This window comes from Paenibacillus sp. PL91 (assembly GCF_012935325.2).
Taxonomy (GTDB): domain Bacteria; phylum Bacillota; class Bacilli; order Paenibacillales; family Paenibacillaceae; genus Pristimantibacillus.
In genome coordinates, this window is record NZ_JABBYG020000003.1 from 550,896 (window position 1) to 572,353 (window position 21,458).

The 21,458-nt window shown below is 47.0% G+C and carries 13 protein-coding genes; 3 read left to right on the top strand and 10 right to left on the bottom strand.

Annotation, left to right across the window (positions count from 1 at the left end; genetic code table 11):
- Positions 1 to 117: 117 nt before the first annotated feature.
- Positions 118 to 954 carry an alpha/beta hydrolase gene (locus HI950_RS11210; RefSeq protein WP_169083562.1) on the bottom strand — a complete coding sequence of 279 codons (837 nt, stop codon included), beginning with the start codon at positions 952 to 954 and terminating at the stop codon, positions 118 to 120.
- A gap of 62 nt (positions 955 to 1,016) precedes the next feature.
- Between HI950_RS11210 and HI950_RS11215 the strand changes: the two genes are divergently transcribed.
- On the top strand, positions 1,017 to 2,273 hold the full coding sequence (locus tag HI950_RS11215) for a BaiN/RdsA family NAD(P)/FAD-dependent oxidoreductase (protein ID WP_169083561.1): 1,257 nt from the start codon (positions 1,017 to 1,019) through the stop codon (positions 2,271 to 2,273).
- 80 nt (positions 2,274 to 2,353) lie between these two features.
- Here the strand turns inward: HI950_RS11215 and HI950_RS11220 are convergent, their stop codons facing one another.
- A complete protein-coding gene (locus HI950_RS11220) occupies positions 2,354 to 2,764 on the bottom strand; it encodes a hypothetical protein (protein WP_169083560.1) in 411 nt (136 codons plus the stop codon).
- 180 nt (positions 2,765 to 2,944) lie between these two features.
- On the opposite strand from HI950_RS11220, the gene HI950_RS11225 reads away from it, so the two are divergent.
- Positions 2,945 to 3,850, top strand: a complete 906-nt coding sequence (locus tag HI950_RS11225; protein ID WP_169083559.1) for a helix-turn-helix domain-containing protein — start codon at positions 2,945 to 2,947, stop codon at positions 3,848 to 3,850.
- A gap of 293 nt (positions 3,851 to 4,143) precedes the next feature.
- On the opposite strand, the gene xylB is transcribed toward HI950_RS11225, so the two are convergent.
- A complete protein-coding gene (xylB, locus tag HI950_RS11230) occupies positions 4,144 to 5,640 on the bottom strand; it encodes a xylulokinase (RefSeq protein WP_169083558.1) in 1,497 nt (498 codons plus the stop codon).
- Positions 5,641 to 5,661: 21 nt separating this feature from the next.
- Positions 5,662 to 6,975 (bottom strand): xylose isomerase, encoded by a 1,314-nt coding sequence (xylA, locus tag HI950_RS11235; RefSeq protein ID WP_169083557.1) that lies wholly within the window; start codon positions 6,973 to 6,975, stop codon positions 5,662 to 5,664.
- Positions 6,976 to 7,206: 231 nt separating this feature from the next.
- On the opposite strand from xylA, the gene HI950_RS11240 reads away from it, so the two are divergent.
- Positions 7,207 to 8,367 carry an ROK family transcriptional regulator gene (locus tag HI950_RS11240; RefSeq protein ID WP_169083556.1) on the top strand — a complete coding sequence of 387 codons (1,161 nt, stop codon included), beginning with the start codon at positions 7,207 to 7,209 and terminating at the stop codon, positions 8,365 to 8,367.
- 56 nt (positions 8,368 to 8,423) lie between these two features.
- Here HI950_RS11240 and HI950_RS11245 read toward each other — a convergent pair whose 3' ends face one another.
- The 6 genes from HI950_RS11245 to HI950_RS11270 form a co-directional block, all read right to left on the bottom strand.
- On the bottom strand, positions 8,424 to 14,912 hold the full coding sequence (locus HI950_RS11245; RefSeq protein ID WP_223285223.1) for an Athe_2463 domain-containing protein: 6,489 nt from the start codon (positions 14,910 to 14,912) through the stop codon (positions 8,424 to 8,426).
- A gap of 11 nt (positions 14,913 to 14,923) precedes the next feature.
- Positions 14,924 to 15,907 carry an S-layer homology domain-containing protein gene (locus tag HI950_RS11250; RefSeq protein ID WP_169083554.1) on the bottom strand — a complete coding sequence of 328 codons (984 nt, stop codon included), beginning with the start codon at positions 15,905 to 15,907 and terminating at the stop codon, positions 14,924 to 14,926.
- Between the two features lie 312 nt (positions 15,908 to 16,219).
- Entirely contained in the window at positions 16,220 to 17,464 is a 1,245-nt protein-coding gene (locus tag HI950_RS11255) for an MFS transporter (protein WP_169083553.1), read from the bottom strand.
- 36 nt (positions 17,465 to 17,500) lie between these two features.
- Positions 17,501 to 18,844, bottom strand: a complete 1,344-nt coding sequence (locus HI950_RS11260) for a DUF2087 domain-containing protein (RefSeq protein WP_169083552.1) — start codon at positions 18,842 to 18,844, stop codon at positions 17,501 to 17,503.
- 147 nt (positions 18,845 to 18,991) lie between these two features.
- Positions 18,992 to 20,221: an MFS transporter gene (locus tag HI950_RS11265; protein ID WP_169083551.1), complete on the bottom strand. Its 1,230-nt coding sequence runs from the start codon at positions 20,219 to 20,221 to the stop codon at positions 18,992 to 18,994.
- A gap of 63 nt (positions 20,222 to 20,284) precedes the next feature.
- Complete coding sequence (locus tag HI950_RS11270) at positions 20,285 to 21,385, bottom strand: lactonase family protein (protein ID WP_169083550.1); 1,101 nt, start codon at positions 21,383 to 21,385, stop codon at positions 20,285 to 20,287.
- Positions 21,386 to 21,458: the final 73 nt, after the last annotated feature.

Genomic DNA, 21,458 nt, shown 5'->3' on the forward strand with positions numbered 1-21,458 from the left:
AACACAGCCGATCGGTTCCCCCTACTCGCGCTCCGAATGCATGCCCCTTATTTAGTTATTTATCTATTACCTAGTATACGAATCTATTAATCCGATTAAAACATAAAAGGCATCTATTTACAATTGCTCTTCCAGCCAATTTAACATTTCTAAAATAGCTTTCTCTCCTTCGATATCATTGTGAAGCTCATGCAATCCGCCATCCCAACGTCTAAAATGGCACTGCTTGCCAAGCGTTTCAGCTAATTGGCTGCTGGCATTAAATGAAGTCACACGATCAGCAGTTCCATGAAGAAGCAGCAAAGGAACCTGAAGATTTGTTGCATTAGCAAGCGCCCACTCTCCGCCAGCGCCAACTTCAGTAAAGGTATTGAGCGTAATTTTTGTATGGCATAATGGATCCTCTAAGATTGGCGCTGCCTCGTCGTAGCCGGGGCGGAATAAATCGGCTATATGGAGGCCTGTCGATTGCTGCATCGTCGGAAAAACGGATGCGAGCCTGCGTCCAAACCACTCTACCGCCGGATGAGGCTTGAACGCCAGTCGGAGCCATGGACTTGTCAGAATAAGTCCTTGAATCGGCGGATGAAGCAGCAGCGCGCAGTTAAGCGCCACATTGCCCCCCATGCTATGGCCGTATAAGAAAATAGGCAAGCCAGGATGCCGCTCGCCTGCGGCTTCAATCATGAGAGCAGCATCGCTCGCTGCTGCGCCAATCGAAGGCAAATGCCCCCGCTTGCCAGTTGAGCGGCCGTGTCCGTGCTGATCAATCGCAATAACCGCAATACCTGCAGCCGTAAAGTGAGCCGCCACATGCTTATAACGGTCGCCATGCTCTCCCATTCCGTGCACAAGACAAACGACAGCTTTTATTTCCTGCGCGTCTGGCTTCCATTCCCTTAGAAATAATGTGGAGCCCGTTGCGCCAGTTAATTGCCATTCATCACGCAGCATTATAACGCCGCCTTTCTTTTGTGGTATTATATATACACTAATAATATAGCAGGTGGAAATTGATGCAATATGATGTAATCGTAATTGGCGGAGGCTCAGCCGGGCTAATGGCCGGTATAGCCGCGAGCATGGACGGCGCTAAGGTGCTGCTTCTCGACAAAGGCGATAAATTAGGCCGAAAGCTCGGCATCTCAGGCGGCGGCCGATGCAATGTAACGAATAATAAAGATTTGGACGAGCTGATCAAGCATATTCCCGGCAATGGACGTTTTCTGCACAGCACCTTTTCCAATTTCAACAACAAGGATATTATCGCATTTTTCGAAAATCTCGGAATTGCCCTTAAGGAAGAGGACAACGGGCGCATGTTCCCTGTGTCGGACAAGGCTAAGACTGTCGTGGATACGCTTGTTAATCAGGTACGAAAGCAAGGCGTCAAAATCGTATTGAACGCTCCAGTCGATCATATCATGTATGCCGAAGGAAAAGTGACGGGCGTACGCATCAAATCCGGCGAAACGTTCCTCAGCAGGAGCGTCATCGTTGCCTCTGGCGGCAAATCAGTGCCACAGACCGGCTCGACTGGCGACGGCTACGCTTGGGCGGAAAAAGCCGGTCATTCGATTACGGAGCTGTTCCCGACCGAGGTTCCGCTCACCTCGAATGAGCCTTTTATTACAAGCAAGGAGCTGCAGGGCTTGTCGCTGCGCAACGTGGCGCTGTCGGTATGGAGTCCTAAAGGGAAGCAAATCATTGAGCATTATGGCGATATGCTCTTTACGCACTTTGGCATTTCAGGTCCAATCGTGCTGCGGTGCAGCCAGTTCGTGGTCAAAGCCTTAAAGCAGTTTAACACAGGCAATATCGAGGTAGCGATCGACCTTATGCCAGAAAAAAGCAAGGAAGAGGTCTATAAGGAAACGCTGCGGCTCACCGAGCTCGAATCCAAAAAAACGATCAAAAACGTGCTTAAAAGCTATCTGCCCGAAAAAATGATTCCGATTCTGCTTCAGAAGGCCGGCTTGCAAGATAGCCTTACTTACGACAATATTCCGAAGCAGGATTGGATAGCTCTGTCCCAGCTAATTAAACATTTTCCGATAAGGGTTTACGGCTCCCTTTCTATAGAAGATGCATTCGTAACGGGCGGAGGCATCAATTTGAAAGAGATCGATCCAAAGACGATGCAGTCGAAGCTGATGGCTGGGCTATTTTTCTGCGGAGAGATTTTGGACATTCATGGCTATACGGGAGGCTACAACATAACCGCCGCGTTCTCGACCGGCTATACGGCAGGCTTAAACGCCGCGCTCCGATAAATGCAGCAAAAGGCTGTATCCATCGTCCCAAGGACCTTGGATACAGCCTTTTTTATTTTATTTTATTTATGTAAAGACCGTTAAATTCGTACATCTCCCGAGAAATGGCCATACGTACCGGGATCAGGCAAAAACTCCTCGTTAAAATCCGCATCATCGTCACGATTATGCAGCTCCTCGGAAAATTCAGTATCTCCGTAGGATGAAGCCCAATCCTCATTCACTAGATGAGCTGGAATGGCGATAGCATCAAGCGAATATGCACTGCCCGTTACGGCATCAGCATCGATTTGGGCTTGCTCGACGAGCAGCCCGCCATGCGCTTGCGCGATCTCAAGCGCAGATGTTAGGTCGCTTCCCTCCAAATGCACATGCATGCGGCTTCCTTCATGAAGAACGGTCTCGTAGCCGAGCTCCCGCAGCGTCTCACAAGCGAGTGACGCGCTATCTTCATCATTAAAATCAAATAATAAGGCTGAGTTAGCAGACAATTGTTTTCCTCCTTTTTCGTTTTGATTAGCATGTCCAAACTCTGCAAAATCATGTTAAAAAATGAGTGATAAATTACAAGTCATTCTTTTTTCACAAAAAGTGATGTAAAAATGTTAGGTTTTATGACATAATCATTACATACAGTTTGGTATACGCTAATTGATGGGGAGGTGTCATCGATGAACCATTTATTTTATTTGCTTTCAGATCCTATGCTTATCGTCGAGTTCGACGAATCCCGCTGGTCTATTCGCGATGTCAATCAAGCGTTTGCTGATTTCTCTGGCTTTAAAAAATCGGATCTCATCCTGCTCGACCCATCCACAGTGATCTCGACGAGGGAGGCTGGGCTCTCCTTCAAGGAAGCCATACATCAGCTCTCTGACGAGGATACCTTCTCTCCTCGGATCGAATGCAAGCTTGTTACTAAAACCTCGACTCCAGCGGACGTCCGCCTATCTTGCCGGAAGCTGCAGCTTGGGGATCGTACGGCCTTTGTCATCATTTGCAAGGATTTGCGCGAAGCCAAGTGGATAGACCACTATATTATGCACCATAAAATCATGGTCTCATCCATCGTAAATGAACGTTATTTCATTATGAACTTAAAGCATTATTATGCGCCTGTGCAGCAGCCTTCCTCCTTGTATATAAACAAATCGATATTCGATCTCGTTGCAGATCACGAGCAGAGCAAAATTAAACAGGTATTCGAATATGCCAAAAACAATCGGACAGCCGAATCCATCGACTTTCAGCTTAAGTTTGATGATCGGTATTACAGCGCCGATGCCATTATCCAGCCTTTTTACAATGGCAACCGCAGCTTCAAAAACTTTGTTCTCATCCTGACAAACTTGCATGTGAACAATCAGGAGGAGGACCCGTCGTACAAGCTACGGCTGCTTATGCTGAGCAAAAACGTTTCCGTTACCTCTCTCGCGCAATCTACACTTATCTCGCTTACGACCATTTCGAAAATTCGCAACGGAAAAATTAAAAAACCCCAGCGTTTAACGGCGGAATTGATTGCCGGAGAGCTCGGTGTCAGGCCTGAAACGATATGGAGCAGCTTTAAGCGGTAAATATCTGCTCCTCTCCTCTTTCTAAAGAGCGTCCGTATCATGCTTAATTTATAGTAATTTACGATAGATAACTCAGACTGCGTAAACAGCTGGCGCCCCCCTTGCAACGACCGCAAAGCTCTTGCCATGCAAGCGGTTTTGATTATGGTCATATCCTCGCCTTCGGAAGATTAGCCACGTAATCCTTAAACAGCACTCCGTTAAATAATTGATTGTGCTTTTTGAACTTTTTGTCAAAAAAAAGACGGTCATCCTCCGCAGAGCATGACCGTCCCTTCAACTATTCCATATGGTTAGCCGCGATATGGCGCGAGCGCCTCATTTAAACCGCGCGTTTGCTCATATACCTGCTGATATGCCTTGAAGATGCCTGCATAAGCAGCAACCGCATCAGGCTGCGGAGAATACGATTCCGCGTGCTTCACGAATTTATCCGCACATGATTCCAAGCTGTCAAACCAGCCGCAGCCGTAAGCAGCCAGCATTGCAGCGCCTAAGCCTGGTCCCTGCTCATTCTCAAGCGCTACGACCTTCGCGTCAAAAATATCGGCTTGCATTTGGAGCCATGCCGGATTTTGCGCGCCTCCGCCGATAGATATGACGGTATCGACTGTTTTGCCGGCCCGTCTGAACATATCGACAGACTCGTTGAGCGAGAAGGTAATACCCTCCATAACCGCACGCGCAAAGTGAATGCGCTCATGCGAGCCGTCAACGCCGATAAAGCTTGCGCGAATAACGGAATCCGCATGCGGCGTTCGTTCGCCAACGAGGTAAGGCGTGAACAGCAGTCCGCCCGCTCCCGGCTTCACAGCGCCTACTCCTTCAAGCAATTGGTCAAAGGATTCGTTTGGCGCGAACGTTTTCTTAAACCAGCTAAGGCTGTAGCCAGCGGCTAATGTAACGCCCATCGCATAGAAGGAATCCTCTTTGCCGTGGTTAAAGAAATGCACCTTGCCTGCAAAATCCTTTGATTTATCATTCTCATAGGATAGAATAACGCCCGATGTACCGATGCTGCAAAGCGTCAAGCCTTCCGACAGAATGCCCGAGCCAATCGCTCCGCATGCATTGTCAGCACCGCCCGCGAACACTTTAGTTGCTTCCGTCAGCCCTGCGGACTCTGCAAACTTCGGCAGCAGGGTTCCAACAAGTCCATGAGACTCAATAAGCGGCGGGCAGAAGCTAGCTGGAAGACCAAAGGCATCAAGCACCTCGCTGCTCCACGCTTTGCCAGCCACGTCTAGAAGGAGGGTGCCCGCTGCATCGGAGTAATCCATATGAAGCTCGCCTGTCAACCGGTAGCGGAGATAATCCTTCGGCAGAAGGAACAGCTTTGCCTTCGCAAAAGCTTCGGGCTCATTCTCACGAACCCATAGTATCTTCGGCAGCGTAAAGCCCTCCAAAGCCGGATTGCGAGTGATGCTAAGCAGCTTGTCGCCAAGCGTGCGCTCGATTTCACGGCATTGCTGCGTCGTACGCGTATCATTCCAGAGTATCGCATTGCGAACGGGATTGCCTTCTTCGTCCAGCAGCACAAGGCCGTGCATTTGACCGGAGAAGCTGATGCCTTCAATTGCGCTCGCATCGATACCAGCATGAGAAGTCAGCTCTTTCAGCGCTTCAACCGTTCCATTAACCCAATCATCCGCACGCTGCTCGCTCCAACCCGAACGCTCATGGAGCAGCGGGTAGCTGCGGGATGCTTCCGCAGCAACGGTGCCATTTCGGTCAACTAGCAGCACTTTGACTGCGCTCGTTCCTAAATCTATCCCAATAACGTAGCTCATTTGGCTGTAATCCTCCCGGCCTTAAACGCTGAAAATAACTTCGCTCAGTACGAGGCGAATCCGCTCTTGACGACCTGACTCGTTTTTGATCGGATTGTTTTGAAGCGCATATTGCTCAAGCGATGCAAGCGTCGCTTTGCCGGACACGACTTCTGCGCCGATACCTTCTTTGAAGCTGCGGTAACGGTTATCGACGATATTGTCGAGAATTTTCTCTTCTGTCAATTTCGCCGCAGCTTTAAGACCCCATGCGAAGCTGTCCATACCTGCAATATGAGCTAGGAACAGATCCTCCGCTTCGAATGAGCCGCGACGAACTTTCGCGTCGAAGTTAATGCCGCCGCGGCCGATGCCGCCAGCTTTCAATACTTCAAACATCGTAAGCGTAGTCGAGTAAAGATCAGTAGGGAATTCATCAGTATCCCAGCCGAGCAATAGATCGCCTTGGTTCGCGTCAAGCGATCCGAGCATGCCGTTGATAGCCGCCGTGCGAATTTCGTGCTCGAACGTGTGGCCTGCAAGCGTAGCATGGTTCGCTTCAAGGTTCAGCTTGAAGTGATCTTTTAAGCCGTATTTTTGCAAGAATGAGATCGTTGTAGCTGCATCAAAGTCATATTGGTGTTTCGTAGGCTCTTTCGGTTTCGGCTCGATCAAGAATTGTGCGTCAAAGCCGATTTCCTTCGCATAAGCAATTGCCATGTGGTACAAGCGGGCAAGGTTATCAAGCTCAAAGCCCATATCTGTGTTAAGCAGCGTTTCGTAGCCTTCACGACCGCCCCAGAATACGTAGTTTTCTGCGCCAAGCTCTTTACCTACTTCAAGCCCTTTTTTAAGCTGTGCGCCTGCATAGGCATAGACATCAGCGTTGACAGCCGTTCCAGCGCCATGCACATAACGCGGGTTCGAGAACATGTTAACCGTGTTCCAAAGCAGCTTTTTGCCTGAGGACTTCATGTTGTCCTTCAATAGCGCTACGATTACGTCGAGGTTTTTGTTCGTTTCTTGAAGCGTTTCGCCTTCCGGCGCAATGTCCACATCATGGAATGCGTAGAAAGGAATGTTCAGTTTATTCATAAATTCAAAGTTAGCTTCAACGCGCGCTTTCGCACGGTCAAGGCCGCTATATTGATCCCAGCCGCGAACCATAGTAGGTGCGCCGAACGGGTCTGTACCATTTGCGTTAAACGTATGCCAATAAGCTACCGCGAAGCGAAGGTGCTCTTCCATCGTTTTGCCTAAAATCACTTGGTTAGGATCGTAATGTTTGAATGCCAGCGGATTATCCGAGCCCTTACCTTCAAACTGGATGGTGTTGATATTTTTGAAATAGCTCATAGAAAACTAAATCCTCCTTCACGGAATTCGATATTTTTGTTAGTGCTTACATTTAGAATAACACGCTTCAACTTAGTTTGTCTATTAAACAAACTAAGTTTTTGTGTTACACTAGCAATAACTTATTCCCAGCTCATAAAACGCTTTTTGAGTATGCTCCTCAAGCAAGCTCCATATTCGACATTTCGTGCTACAATGATAAATATTGTGACTTGGACGGAGGCTTTCAGTATGAAATTAAAACCAACAGGAGATTTAGCGCTCATCAAAAAAATAAATACGGCTATCGTACTTGAATCCGTTCTGAAGCATGCGCCGCTCTCGCGAGCGCAAATATCCGAGCGGACCGGCCTTAATAAGGCGACGGTGTCCAGTCTCGTTCAAGATTTGATCGACAACCATCTTGTTCTGGAAAACGGGCCGGGACTATCGAGCGGCGGACGCAAGCCTGTCATGCTGTTATTCAATGGAACCGCAGGTTATGCTGTCGGCATTGATCTCGGCGTTAACTATATTCGTGGCATGCTAGTCGACTTGGAAGGCAATGTGATTACAGAGCATCAGAGCAAGCTGAAGCAGCAGGATGCCAACCATGTCATTGGGCAGCTAGAGTCATGCATCGAGCTTCTTATCCATGAAGCGCCCGAGAGCCCTTATGGCGTTGTCGGCATCGGCGTTGGCGTACCAGGCATAGTCGACGATAACGGAACGATTCTGTTTGCTCCAAATTTAAAGTGGCATCAGGTGGAGCTGCAGTCGCAGCTTGAAGAACGCTTCAAGCTGCCGGTAACGATAGACAATGAAGCAAATGCAGGAGCTCAGGGCGAACAGAAATACGGCGCAGGGCGCGGCATACCGAACCAAATCTACGTCAGCGTCGGAATCGGGATTGGAACGGGAATTATTTTGAGCAAGGAGCTGTACAAGGGAGCTTCCGGATTCTCCGGCGAGCTTGGCCATCTCTCGATTGAGTATGACGGCAAGCCGTGCAGCTGCGGCAATCGCGGCTGCTGGGAGCTGTACGCTTCCGAGAATGCTTTGCTTGAGCGCGCAGCATCGCTGGGCTTCGAAAATTTGGAGGAGCTGCTTATCGCTGCGGCTGCTGGAGATGAGCGAGTTATCGAGCTGATACGCTCGATTGGCGACTATTTGGGCGCGGGCATTGCGAATATCGTCAACGTGTTTAATCCGAATGTCGTTATCATCGGCAACCGCATGAGCCGAGCTGCCGAATGGCTGGGACCAGCCGTACAAGCAGCTGTCGATCAGCGAACGCTTCCTTATCACCGTGAGCGAATGCGCATTCTTTTCGCAGAGCTTCAAGATCAATCCGCTGTCCGTGGGGCTGCGTATTACGCCATCAGCAGGTTTTTCACAAAAATTAAAAGCTAAATATGAAGCAGGAGCTGCTCCGATGACTTGAGACAAATCGGGCAGCTCCTGCTTATTTATTGAACACGATGAACGCCAACGGTATTCAGCGTACTCCCTTCAATCGACACTTCAGCAATTGACTCCTTGATGGTTCCATTCGAGTAGTAAGCTGTAAATACAAACTGTAATTTTCCTTGCTCGAGCTCTGCAAAAGCATGATCCCATAGCTCGCCGCTCCAGCTCGTTTGCGCAGCATTGCTTTTATCTAGCGCTGCTAAATAGCTCGACATCTTAACTTGGACCCGCTCCGCCTTCGTCGCCGTCCCTGTCATCGTCGTATCCGCCTTTAGCACAAACTTCTCGCCAGCCCAAAAAACCGAATAGCCGCGCGGAGAATCAGGTTTGCCTGTCTTTTCTAAATTATAGTCAATCCGTCGCTCATCCCATTGGACCGTATGCTTCACAAAGCCTGCAACATGAAGCGGCAGCACCTGTACCAGCTTGGTTATACTGACCGGATCGGCAATCCCGTCGCTTACCGTAATTTTCATACTCCAGGATCCAACCGTTGTCAGTTTTAGAGAAGGGCCTTTAGCCGGATAGGCTGGACCATTCACCGTGTAGGAATAGCTGCTTTGGGCCCCAAAAGGACTCGTCAGCTCATAAGCAATCGAAAGCGTATTACCGTCCGGATCAGCCGCATTCGAAGAGAACGTGGTCAAATCTCCCTCGTACACCGGCTTCGGCGACCAGTCAAAATCTGCGGCAGGCGGACGGTTGGTGACAAAATGAATATACGCGAAATGTCCTTCATTGCCAGCTTCATCATAATCAAGAACGGTAAGACGATATTGTTGTCCGGCATCTAAACCCGTTACCCGGTAGGATAGACGGTCAAGCGCTAGCGGGATGCTGTACTCTTTTGTCCCATCATTATTTAGATCAATATTGGCGACACTGCCATCTGCATTAACCTTTTGTAAGTAGAAGGTTCGAGTTGCATGCCCGGAGGATGGAGCTGCATCGCTAAAAGCATTGAATTGCACCGTTACTGCGGTCGGTTCAACGAGCAGCTGTTCATCTACATCTGCCGGTTTAACCGTATCTACAAAGAAGAAACCATTACGGGAGTAAGGCCCCCAAATGTAGCTGTCATTTGCTCTTGCTCGCCAGTAGTGCAGCCCTTCCGCAAGTGCTGTCGTTGTAAAGCTAGTCGCAGCCGTGGCCGCGTTTGTGTTCACCACAGAGGTGCCGCTCGATGCTCGAAACACCTCGTAATCTATCGCTGTAATCGGATGATTCTCAGGATCAACTACAAATGTGCGCAGCTGTGGTCGGTTCGAATTGATATAGATCGGATCGTCTCCATCTGGCGCATGATATGAGAGCAAATATGTCGTAGGAGGCGCGTCTAACATAAAGTATCTTACATTACTTAAATTCGACCACACGCCTGCAGAGTACACTTGACCTTGTACTTTAACCAAGCGACCAGGCGTGATGGTTTCGGTTAGCATTGGGTAACTGAGCGCATTACCCTCATGCTCGATGGACAAAGCTGTCTCATTATTGTCTACATACGTCATGGATAGACGATAGCTCTCTTGCGGATCTCCCTCTGCATCAAAGTAAGACCATGTAATCGTTGGCTCTTTGAGCAGAACGGTTGGAGCTGCTGCCGTTACGCCTGTAGGGTACGAAATGGTCATGACAGGCTTGGTTTGGTTTATAGGAGGTAAACTGTCTTTTAAGACGATGTACTCCCCCCAATATGACCATGCTCCATGTATGTCTCTTACTTGCTCTTGTACGATCAGCTCCACACCTGGACGGTTGTAATATTCACGTTTACCAGTTGTCCATGTGTTTTCATCGGCCCAGCGTGTGCGGAAGAGCTTGTCCGACAAAACATGAGAGATGTCAGGATCATAAGAACTATCATACGTTTCATAATCAAGCGATTCGCCTTCTGCAAATACTTTTCCTGTAAAGCGGACGTCAGGCTGCGCTATCGGTCTACGATGGGCATAAATAATCTTTTTAACCGGCTTTGACCATTTGCGATAGGAGGCTAATCCAGGTTCATCCTGTCCACGGAATGTAATCTCGTACAAGCCTGCTCGATCTAAAGCACTGATGGTGCTTGGGAAAGATTGACCATTATACGCACTTAGAGCATCGGGATTCTCGAAAAAGTTTGGATTATGGCTATAGCTCCACTCTTCCGCACCCATTACATCTTTATCGATATCATTGAAGATTTTCTCATACATGAGAGGTTCGTTTACAAGGACTGTTTCATACGTTTGTTCGGTGTACGTATCGCCGTAATTTGTTATTTTCAAATTAGAGAAGGTCGCGTTTGACTGTCCGAGTGCCATAAAGCCGGCCGATCCTTTTACATAAGTACCATCAGCAACCTCAAGCCGTTTAGCGTAATTCACATAAACGCGCTGTATGCCGTTTATTGATTCTACTTTGATCGGGTACGTATTGAATGCTGAACGTACTAATGGTGTTGACTGTAAAAGAGTTTTGGCTCCATTCACTACACGATATAAAGAAAGCGTATTATTCACCCATTCTACCGTAAACATATTTCTTTCATTTTGAATTTGGAATCCAGTACCGATTGTCTTATCATTTTTTATGTCATTCACACTTACATTGAACTCTAGCGCATAGTTTTTCTTTACTGCATTTTGGTCGTAGAATAAACCGCCCCACTCGTCACTGGAAATGCTTATTGTATTAGGGTCAATAGGACTTACTCCACTTTTACCTGATGCAGAAACGAAAGGCGCTACAATGTTAGAGCCATCGGTCGTATGAAAAACATAAATAGATCCATCGGGTAAAATAGGAGAATCTTCTTCAAAGCTACCGTATTGTCCCCCAACAAGATGACCTTCACTTATCGTTACATTTTTAGTTATATTGAATATGCTATAAATCGAATGAGGATTATCAGTCCCACTAGGAACGTATTGTCTGTTTATTGAAAATAAGTCGCCATTCGGCAATTGGGATACTCTTACCGCATTTTTAAAAGCAGTAGGAGCAAAAGGACTCGAAATTTGCGTTCCGTCCTTTTGAAAAACGAGAGCGTCAGCTCTGTTTCCTGTTATAAGTACTTGATCGTTTTTCATAACAAGCAACCGATTTGGCATATCATCGTCCCTCACCATATTGCTATAGGACTGTCCTGACGATCTAATTAAAGATAAGTCATAACTGTTATAAGTCTTCATCTCTAAAACATTACGGTAATCCGTGTTTCTTACATAAGTAAATACGTATAAGTACTGTCCATCATTTGACATAGATACAGGAGAAGTTTTAGGACTAGAACCACTGTAGGCAGTAGTCGTGCTAGTAAGTCCTGTATTAAGTCTAGTACCGTTAGATGTAATTTTAGTCAAGGTCCGTCCTGAAATATAAACCGTACCGTCCTCTGAAAAAGTTGCTTGGTAGCGGTTATAATCATATACCCCGTATCTGAACGGGACTACGTTTCCGCTCGTCGCCCATATCAATTGTCTACTCTCTAGTGAAAACTTGTAATACTTCGTTTCTACTAGGCGATTGGTCATATCGATAAACTCAACGCCAATAATAACGCTTTTTAAATCTGGAGTCAGTTCGTATAGAACAGGTTTATAAGTTCTACCGTCAGAATCTATAGGGAAACTGTCTTCTTGGACGACAGCTCCTTGCGGATTTATGATTCTCGTCCTGACTAGATTATTCTCAAACCAAACGATATGAACCCTTTCATCCTTTTTAATTTCTACAATACTGTTATAGTACATCCCTGGAGTAGGCTCTATAAAGTTAAAAGTAGATAGAACTTGTCCTGTTTTTGAATCATGTTGGTTATACGTGTACAAATCAGTTTGCGTATTAAGCCCTCTAGCGTAAGAATAGATTCGCTTACCATCAAACACAATGGGAGTTATATAGTTTCTTCCAGAACCTCCTCCAAATAGTCCCCAATTCGTTCTTGCTACCAGATCAGAAGCGTAAGACGTAATGTTTCGAGAGTTATTTCCCGCACCTGTATTAGGATATTTTATATTAAAGTTTGCTTGAACAGCATTCTTTGTCCGAATGTTAGAGTCGGCAAGCCATGCTATTTTATCTGCATCTCCTCCTATATATGGATTCTTTAGTACCCATGACCGCAGGATCGATTGCGGAGCAAATGAAGTAATGGGCGGTGAACTATCCTCACCTTGACCCGGCTGCTCCGTGATACCGAATGCATTAAAATTGACTTCGGGTGCATAGTTCAAAATGTCCGACTTCGCTAAATTCGAACTACCTTTCTTGCCGTAATCCTCCTTAACTGTCGCACGGTATTGTCTTTGGCCAACAGACGTATACGTAACGGTATGTGTTGTTTTATAGGCTCCATTGTAAAGGGCCGTCCAAGGCTCTTCCTCAAAATTTCCGTTGCCGTTCGAATCATATCGCTCCTCAAGCAGCAAGTGATTGATGGTATCTCCGTCTGGACTTTCCCCTTCAACATAGAGCATGAATGCGTTATTTCGATAGGATTCTTCTGGAGCCGTGATCTGAACGGTTGGCGGCATATCGGGAACAACACTCAACGGCAGGGATGCCCAATCACTAAAACGGCCTGTCGTGTCGTAAACCTTTCCTTCCAGTATGTAATCCCCTAATGCAAGATTATTCACCGTAGGGAAGCCGGAAACATAACTAGATCCAGCTAGAGGCTTGTATCTTTTTTCCGATCTACTATGATCAATCGTTTCACCACGAAATTCGAGTGGCGTGTAAGAATCATTAAGATGATACGGAACTGGAAATGGGCGACCTTCAATGATACGAGTCACCCCTGAGACAATGGCTACAGGCTTTGGATCAATTACCGTTAGTCTAGCCGATGTACTCATTGATCCTCGGTCATTGGTTCCTATAAATTTGGCGGAATACTCGCCCACCGTGTTATAGGTTACATCTGCATACTCAAGTTTGCTCTTATTCGGAAGGACTGCTTCAAGATCTGGCGAAAAGTCCCACTCAAAGGTATCGTATCCGCTGGATGTATTTAGTAATGACGATTTTTCACCCGCAATAATGGTATCCGGTACAAATCGTATAGCTAAATCCATCGGATTAGGGATTGGTGAAGGGGGAGAGGTTGGCGTTGCTATAGGCGTACTGCTGGGAGTTGGCGTTGCGCTTGGTTTCGGCGTTGCTGGAGCGTTTGACACATTTACGACTAATCTCGCCCATTCTGACACTTTGTTTTTACTGTTGGTCACGCGTAGTTCAACGAGGTATTTGCCTAAATTATAAAAGTCCTTTGTTACAGGTTTTTTGTTGATGGTGTTCCCGTTTGGTGTCTTGTATTTCCACTCGTAAAGTGTGATAGGTTCTTTGCCGGGCGAATAGGACAGCTTATCGTCCAACTTAGGATCGATCGATGGTTTGATCGTAATTTCGGGCTCGGTTCGATGATCGCCCTGTAGGTGACTTATGATTGCGTTTGGAACTGTTCGTTCGTTTTTCTTGTTAAAAGCGATTTTGAAATCTTTTGTGTTGTTCGTTTCATTTGATTCAGCAACAGCTTCCCCGAAATCCGTTTTAGCTGTGAAGGTCTTAATTCCGCTTGTGGTTGAGGATACATTTACTGTTACCGTTTTAACCTGACCAGGAGGCACGTTTGATATAACTTCTGATTTAATGTTGGTTCCCACAATGCCTACAGTAAAAGCGCCGCTGCTTTCAGTACCTTTGTTTTCTGTCGTTATTTTGATCGGTACAGAATCGCCCACCCACGCATCTGCTGGACTAATTAGGGTTTTAATTAGTAGGTCGGTCTGTTTTTTTATTATTAAAGGTTCCAATGGTGGAATATAAAACATCTCATACCACCATGAGCCGTCAGGCTGCCATATATTCCACATTTGAACCACGCCGGGACTAAAATCTGTAGGCATCTGTTGAATAATTACATATTCTTTAAGGGTTTCTCCTGTCCATCCCTTATTAGTTCTTTTGTTATAACTTTCAATAAAGGTAGCGGATTCTCTGTAAGGATCAACAATCGATTCTAACCATTTACGTGCATCGGGATGAGAAGTTAACATTGGTGTTGGAGTGATTTGCTTACTTTCTCCCACCGTTGTATTCCATGGTGTTTTAACCCAATTCTTTGCGACATTTAGGGTAGCTCTTGAATCGCTTCTGAACTTCCAGTTACGATAAAGATTCCCATTTATATCCCAACCAAGATAACGCCAATGTCCATCATCAAATAAATTTCCGGACACCTGCAAGGGAGAACCATAAACTACTAATTTACTGCCCATTTCACAACTATTAGAAAGGAAATTACCATTTAAGATTTTTTTTCCTTTGTCAGTTGTTATTGAGGTTGGTAAGTTATACTGCTCAATAAGAGTTTGAGAGTCTGTATCATAAGACGATGGTACGGGGCAATCTTTTTTGCCGTCCGCAAAAGCAGTAGATGGTATTGATGTTTGCATTAATATAAAAGCTATTATCAATAATGCAATTTGTTTTAGTGACATATTCAAGGAGTTCACTCTCCGATCCGCACCATAACCGTTTTATTATCACTTCCCTTATAAACTTTAAATGTCCTATTATCATATTTTGTTTCGAATACGCTGTTAGCATTACTTGAATCTAAACCATTGACCTTAATATAGCTTGAATAAGCTTTTTCATAAGATTTTGGATAATAGTACTTTAGTAATTCTTTAACAACGCTCTGATTTTCTGCGCTTGATTCAGAAATGATAATAGAAGTCTTTTTTAATTCAATTACGTATTCGATCGCAAGAGTATTGTCAAAAAAATTGTCTGATCCTTTAGCGTTTATTAATAAAATGCCACCACTACCATTAGTAGTCGTCCCTTTGAAACTCGGTAGAGATTGAATCATCGTATTCAGTTCTTCTCTTGTTTTCGGATAAGCTACCGGCTTCCCATTCTTCGCAGTCAACGTATTCGCAATCATCACCACAGCCTCCGCCCGGGTAGCATTCTTTTCCCCGCCCATCGTTCCATCCGGATAGCCCTTCATAATTTCCAGCTTCTTAGCCACCGCCAAATAACCCGACTTCACGCCCTCCAAATCCTTGCCAAGCGCACGGATCGTCATGCGGGCAATCTCTTCACGCGTAATCGGTAGATTAGGCTCAAATGTATTCTCCTTATAATCGCCAACCTTAATAATCGATTGCTTCAATCCAGCAGCGATATAAGAACGAAACCAGCCAGCATCATCCGTAAATGGCGTATCAGTATCTTCTGCTTTGATTTTCAATGCGGCAACAAGCGACTTTAAAAATTCTGCCCGCGTTATGTTAGCATCTGGTTTAAAGGTTTTGGCATCATAACCATTGATCCAGCCCTGAGCAACTGCTGTATCAATCTCTTTTTTCGCCCAATGGGTCTTCGTATCGGTAAAAACCGCCGCAGCCGCAGCTGCTGCCTGCACGCCCATCAGCATTGCCACCAATAATGTTATCGTTACTACTAGTCGACCTATTTTTTGCATATTCAACCACTCCCGTTTATATTGTGAACAACCTTTAAAATACACATTTTTTTACAGCACAACTTACCAATTCTTTCCGCCTATCCTGTTTTCCTTCTTTTGTCCTCCCTTTCATCACCAGCTTTTGTCATTTTTCGACAACGTCGCTTCTTTCTCCCTCAGCAGGCCCCTCTCCCAGAGACACTACCGGTGCAGCACAAAAAAAGCACGCCCCGCCCTCAACCGAGGGTGTAAGCGTGCTTCGCTATACGTCATATTCATTAAAATAGATGTTACTTCACGCGACAGAATCTGTCAATATCCTCCAATAGGCTAATTGGTGGATTGAGCGACAAGCGGCTTATGCTTGAACAATGGGATCAACAGCAGCATGCCCAAGAACATAATCGAGCCTGCGACGACATAAATGCCGACTAACGGGAACACCAGCTTGAGCTGTCCGGCAGCGAGCGTCATAATGACCATCATTCCCATAAACATCGGGGTAAGTACACCGTTCACTCGGCCTGTATAGGACTCCTCTGACCACTGCAAAATCATCGTGCTAATACCGATTTGAATCATCGGGAAGCCTAGTCCGCTAATAAATTGCAGCACCAGCGTAATGGGAACGCTTGTCGATAAGCCAGTGCCGATCATGCACAGCGAGCTTATGACAAGGCCAAGTGCAAGCAGCTTTTGCGGCGCAATCTTTTTAGCTACAACCATAACCGCTCCGCCTCCTACTAGCATCGCAATTCCGTTGACCATCAGCATATATTGCAAAAATTCTTTCGGCTGACCCAGCCGCTCAAGCACGATAAATAAGCCAAGCGTTTGAGCAATGCCGACCGCCGTCCCAGCCAGCGCGAACGTTCCGCCCAGCGCCTTCAATACCGGACTGCGCCAAACATAGTCGAAGCCAGCTTTTAGCTCCTGCCAAAATTGTCGTTTTGAAGCTACTTCCGTTTTATCTACCTCACGGTCGCGAGGAATACGGAACAAGACGACAGCCGATAATAGAAAAGCTACGCCCATAACGCCGATCGAAATTTCAATGCCGAATTTTTGATACGACATTACGCCGAGCGACGGCCCAAGGACCATAAAGATCGCCATAAGTGATTGGAACATCGCCATTGCAGATTGCAGCTGCTCCGCCGGAACATGTTGTTTAAACAGCTTCATGGCCGATGGCTGCGAGAACTGGGATAATATCGCTGACACGAATGTAGCAAAATAAACCATATGCCATGATCCGTATAGAAGCGTAATCAGCACGATAAATACGGATAAGGCGGATAAGAAATCACACCAAATCATCGTTAAACGCGGTTTCCACCGATCAGCAAACGTTCCGCCTATAAACGAGAATACGAATATCGGCAAAAACTCCACAAACCCCATCAAACTAATGGCGAACGGATCTTCGTTCGTCTTATCTGTTACATACATCAAAATCGCAAAGTTGCGTACCCAAATCCCGATTTGCAGCAATACATTTGACAGCAAAATCGTTTGAAAAAACTTGTTGCGGAACAAGCTATCTCCCGCTCCTGATACTTCTTTACCAGACATTCTAACCAACACTCTCCCTCATCAAAAAATGTTTCTTTAGCCGTTGCCTTTATCGGCAAGGCCATGGTAGCCTTTTTCCCCGAAGGGCCGCAGCTTCTCTACCCACTGCTCCTTCAAATCTCCCACTTCCCGATTATATTGACGAACCAAATCAACGGGCTGACGGCCTACTGGGTCCAAAACGTCTTTATAATCATAACGAATCTTTTGATCAAGTTTAACGGTCTCTAGTATGAGAAAAGAAAAATTTTCGCCGCCAAATTGTTTCCATTCCTTCTGAAGCTCACGATTCGGATGTGTATCCATATTAAGAATAAATTGCTCTTTTCCCCATAGCGCGTCTAAATTGGTCGAGCCTCCAACATATATTTTGCCATTGGCATTATTTTTTATTTGGAAAACACCCATCATCCGTTCGCGTTCCTGATAATCCGCTGTCAATTGCTTGCGCTTTGCCTTATCCATTTTCGGTCCACTCTCCCGTAATTCCTCTAGCTTCTGCTCTTCCTTCGCTGCCTTCTTCTTCCCGGCTTTCGCTTTCTTGCCCGCCAAGGCTGCCTTCGGTGCCGCTTGCTCCTGCTGCTCTCCTATTTCTTGCTGCTCTCCGCCTGCGCCCTTGATCCAATAAGTGCTGCCATCGTCCTTGCGGTCCAAGTAACCATATTCAATCAAGTAGCGGCGAAGCGTCACGTAATCCTCTTCCCAGAAGGCGCTGAGCCGCGCATTCACTTCCTTCTCCGTATAACGGACCCCTCTCTCGAAATAAGAAGCAATATGGCGCAGCAGCGCGACTTTGCGCTTCTCCTTGCGCGGAAATGATTCCAGCGGTCCATCCGGTCCATTCGGCAAATATTGCTTCAATAGCTCGGCATATTCCTCCTCGGTAATTGCATACCGCTCATCTACCTGCCTCGCCGTACGATGCACAGGCACGAAGCGCGGCGCCGCGACGGCGCCTTCCTCCATCATTTCCATAATGGCGAGCAGCAGCTTCGCCTGCTTCGCCTTCTCCTTCAGCACGAAGCGATGGTTTCGAATCGTTGAGGCGCTGCCCGCCCCCGTACGGCCCATCATCTCGGTATCAGACAAATGATCGGCAAACCCGCGGATGAGCTCTTTTTGCAAATCGGTTAAACCCGTTTGTTTCTTGTCCAGCTCAAGCAAATAATCAAGCATGGAGCCATGCTCCTGCTCCACATGAAGCGCTGCATATTTGCGTGCCTCGTACCAGCGTCCAGCTTGTGCATCATGAAAAATTTCGCCATCCTCGAAGCGGTCACCGCAAATGAGGCAATAATAAGCCCCTTCCGCTTCCTCAAACACATACCCCTGCTTCAGCTCTTCTATTGTCGATACCCAAAACCGTTCCTCTTGGTCCATTTATGCAAACACCTCTTAATTATGTTTAGTTATTTTATAGACATTATATAATTTTGTTTGGTTTTTTTCAATACCTTCGTTTGAATATAAAAAACAGCCGCCTTAAGGATCACTCCTTCAAGCAGCTGTTATTCATTTCGATCTACATTATGGAGTTTCTTTTCTGTCCTTAGGCAGCATAATCGCTAACAGCCCTATCAGCGGCAAAGCGCTGCAGGCTAACATAATAAAGCTGAGCGAGCGCGAATCCGCCAAATAGCCGAGAACTACTGCGCCAAGTCCGCCCATACCGAAAGCAAGTCCCGTGATAAGGCCCGAAGCGGTGCCAACCTTGCCAGGCATAAGCTCCTGCGCATATACGACGCTGACCGAAAAGCCGGATTGCAAAATAAAGCCCAGCACGACGATTAACGGATACACCCATGCCAGCGGCAAATGCGGAAGGAGCAGCGCGAACGGCGCTGCGCCAAGAATCGAGATCAGCATCATTTTTTTGCGTCCGATCCGATCCGCCAGTATGCCCCCTAAGAAAGTCCCTGCCACGCCGGCTGCCAAAAATAAAAACAGAGGAACCTGCGCCTGCTTAATCGTCAAGTGATACGTCTCTACCACGTAAAACTGATAAAAGTTTCCGATAGCGGCAGCATACCATGAACGGGCAAAAACGATCGCAAACAAGATAGCGAGCGCAAACGCAACGACCTTGGGCGCAAGAGCCGCCTTCACTTTGCCCGCAGCCTTTCGCTGCTGCATTTTCCCAGCATGTACGGCTAGCTGCGTCTTATACCAAGGAACTACCTTCATTAAAATAATAATGGCGGTAGCAGCGAGCAAAGTGCCCCAAATCGCACCCTTCTGCCCAAATGGCAAAAAGATCAGCATTGTCATCAGGGGTCCAAGCATATGGCCGAAGTTGCCGCCAACCTGATAGATCGATTGGGAGAACGCTCGCCGGTTGCCTGCAGCCAAATGCACGACGCGCGAGCCCTCCGGATGAAATACCGCCGAGCCGAGTCCTACGAACACGACAGCAAGCAGCACCATGTAGAAATTCGGGGCAAAAGCCAGGCCTATCATCCCCAGCATGCTGGAGAACATCCCGACCGGGAGCATCCAAGGCGCAGGCCTTTTGTCCGAAATCAAGCCGACTACGGGCTGCATGACCGATGAGGTCATATTGAGCGTAAAAGCGATCCAGCCGATCTGCGCCAAACTAAGATTCAGCGATTGTTCCAGAACCGGAAACAACGCAGACACGACCGATTGCATCATGTCATTCATGAGATGCACCGAACTGATGCATATTAATATGGCATATACGGTAGCTGATTTTATTGCCGTTTTATTTGTGCCTGTCGTCGCAAGTGGCGCTGACATAATAATAGGACCTGCCTTTCCTAATGAAACAACTTATTTCCGTTGCCCTGTCGAAGTGATGGCTTATGATTTTGAAAATTTAATACATACCGGACTTCTTAATTGTAAGGAAGAATCGGTTTTCGTCAGCAGACCGCTCTCCTCATCAACATTAAATACGGCAACATTGCCCGTCTTCTGATGTGCGACTAGCAAATGGCCGCCATCCGGCGAAATCGCAAAATTGCGCGGCGAGTCGCCTCCGCAATCGATATGCTGGATCAGCGTGAGCTCCCCGCTGCCTTGATCAACCGCAAATGCGGCAATGCTGTTATGCCCGCGGTTGGTGCTGTACAAATAACGACCCGACACGCCCAAATGAATGTCCGCAGCATCGTTATAGCCATCAAAGCCAGACGGCAGCGCAGAAATCGTTTGGCCTGCCTTTATGACGCCGCACTCTTTATCAACCTTAAGCAGCGTAATGGTGGAGTCCAGCTCATTCATTACATAACCTGCCTGCAATGCCGGGTGGAAAATCAGATGACGCGGTCCAGCGCCGCGATGAACCTTGCTGATCCCATGGTGGGTAAGCGAGCGCCGCTCATTGTCATAACGATAAATAACGACAGCATCGATCCCTAAATCAACCGCGCATACGAAGGGAGAACCTTCAAGCGGCACGATGCAATGCGCGTGCGGAGCATCCTGTCTTGCTGCGTTTGGCCCAAGCTCGCCGGTATGCTGCTGAATGGACGCAGCACTCTCCAGCTCGCCGCTTGCCGCGATCGGCAATAAGGCAACGTTACCGCCCGTATAATTGGCAGCGAACAGCGCTTTTCCTTCCTCATCCGTGCTTATATAGCAAGGGTGAGCGCCATGCGTTAGAAAGCGGTTGCCCGTTATGCTCAGCAAGCCCGTAGCTTCATCAATCTCGAATGCGGCAACCGATCCGCCGCTATCATCGCCCGTTGCTTCTGTCTCGCTTGCCGCATACAAACGATCTCCGCCAGGATGCAGCGTTATGTATGAAGCATTCTCCAGGCCGCTAACACGCTGCAAGACGTCCAGCTCGCCTGTCTTGCTATTGAACCTGCATACGTGAATTGTTGGCTCTTCCGCGGTTCCATACGACCCGATATAAAGGATCCCGCTTGATGTCGGTTGTCCATTTTGATTACTCATTTGCACCCAACCTCTCTGTCTTTTTGGCATTACAGTGACCATAGCACATGCCGCTTCAGCAAACAATGTCTTT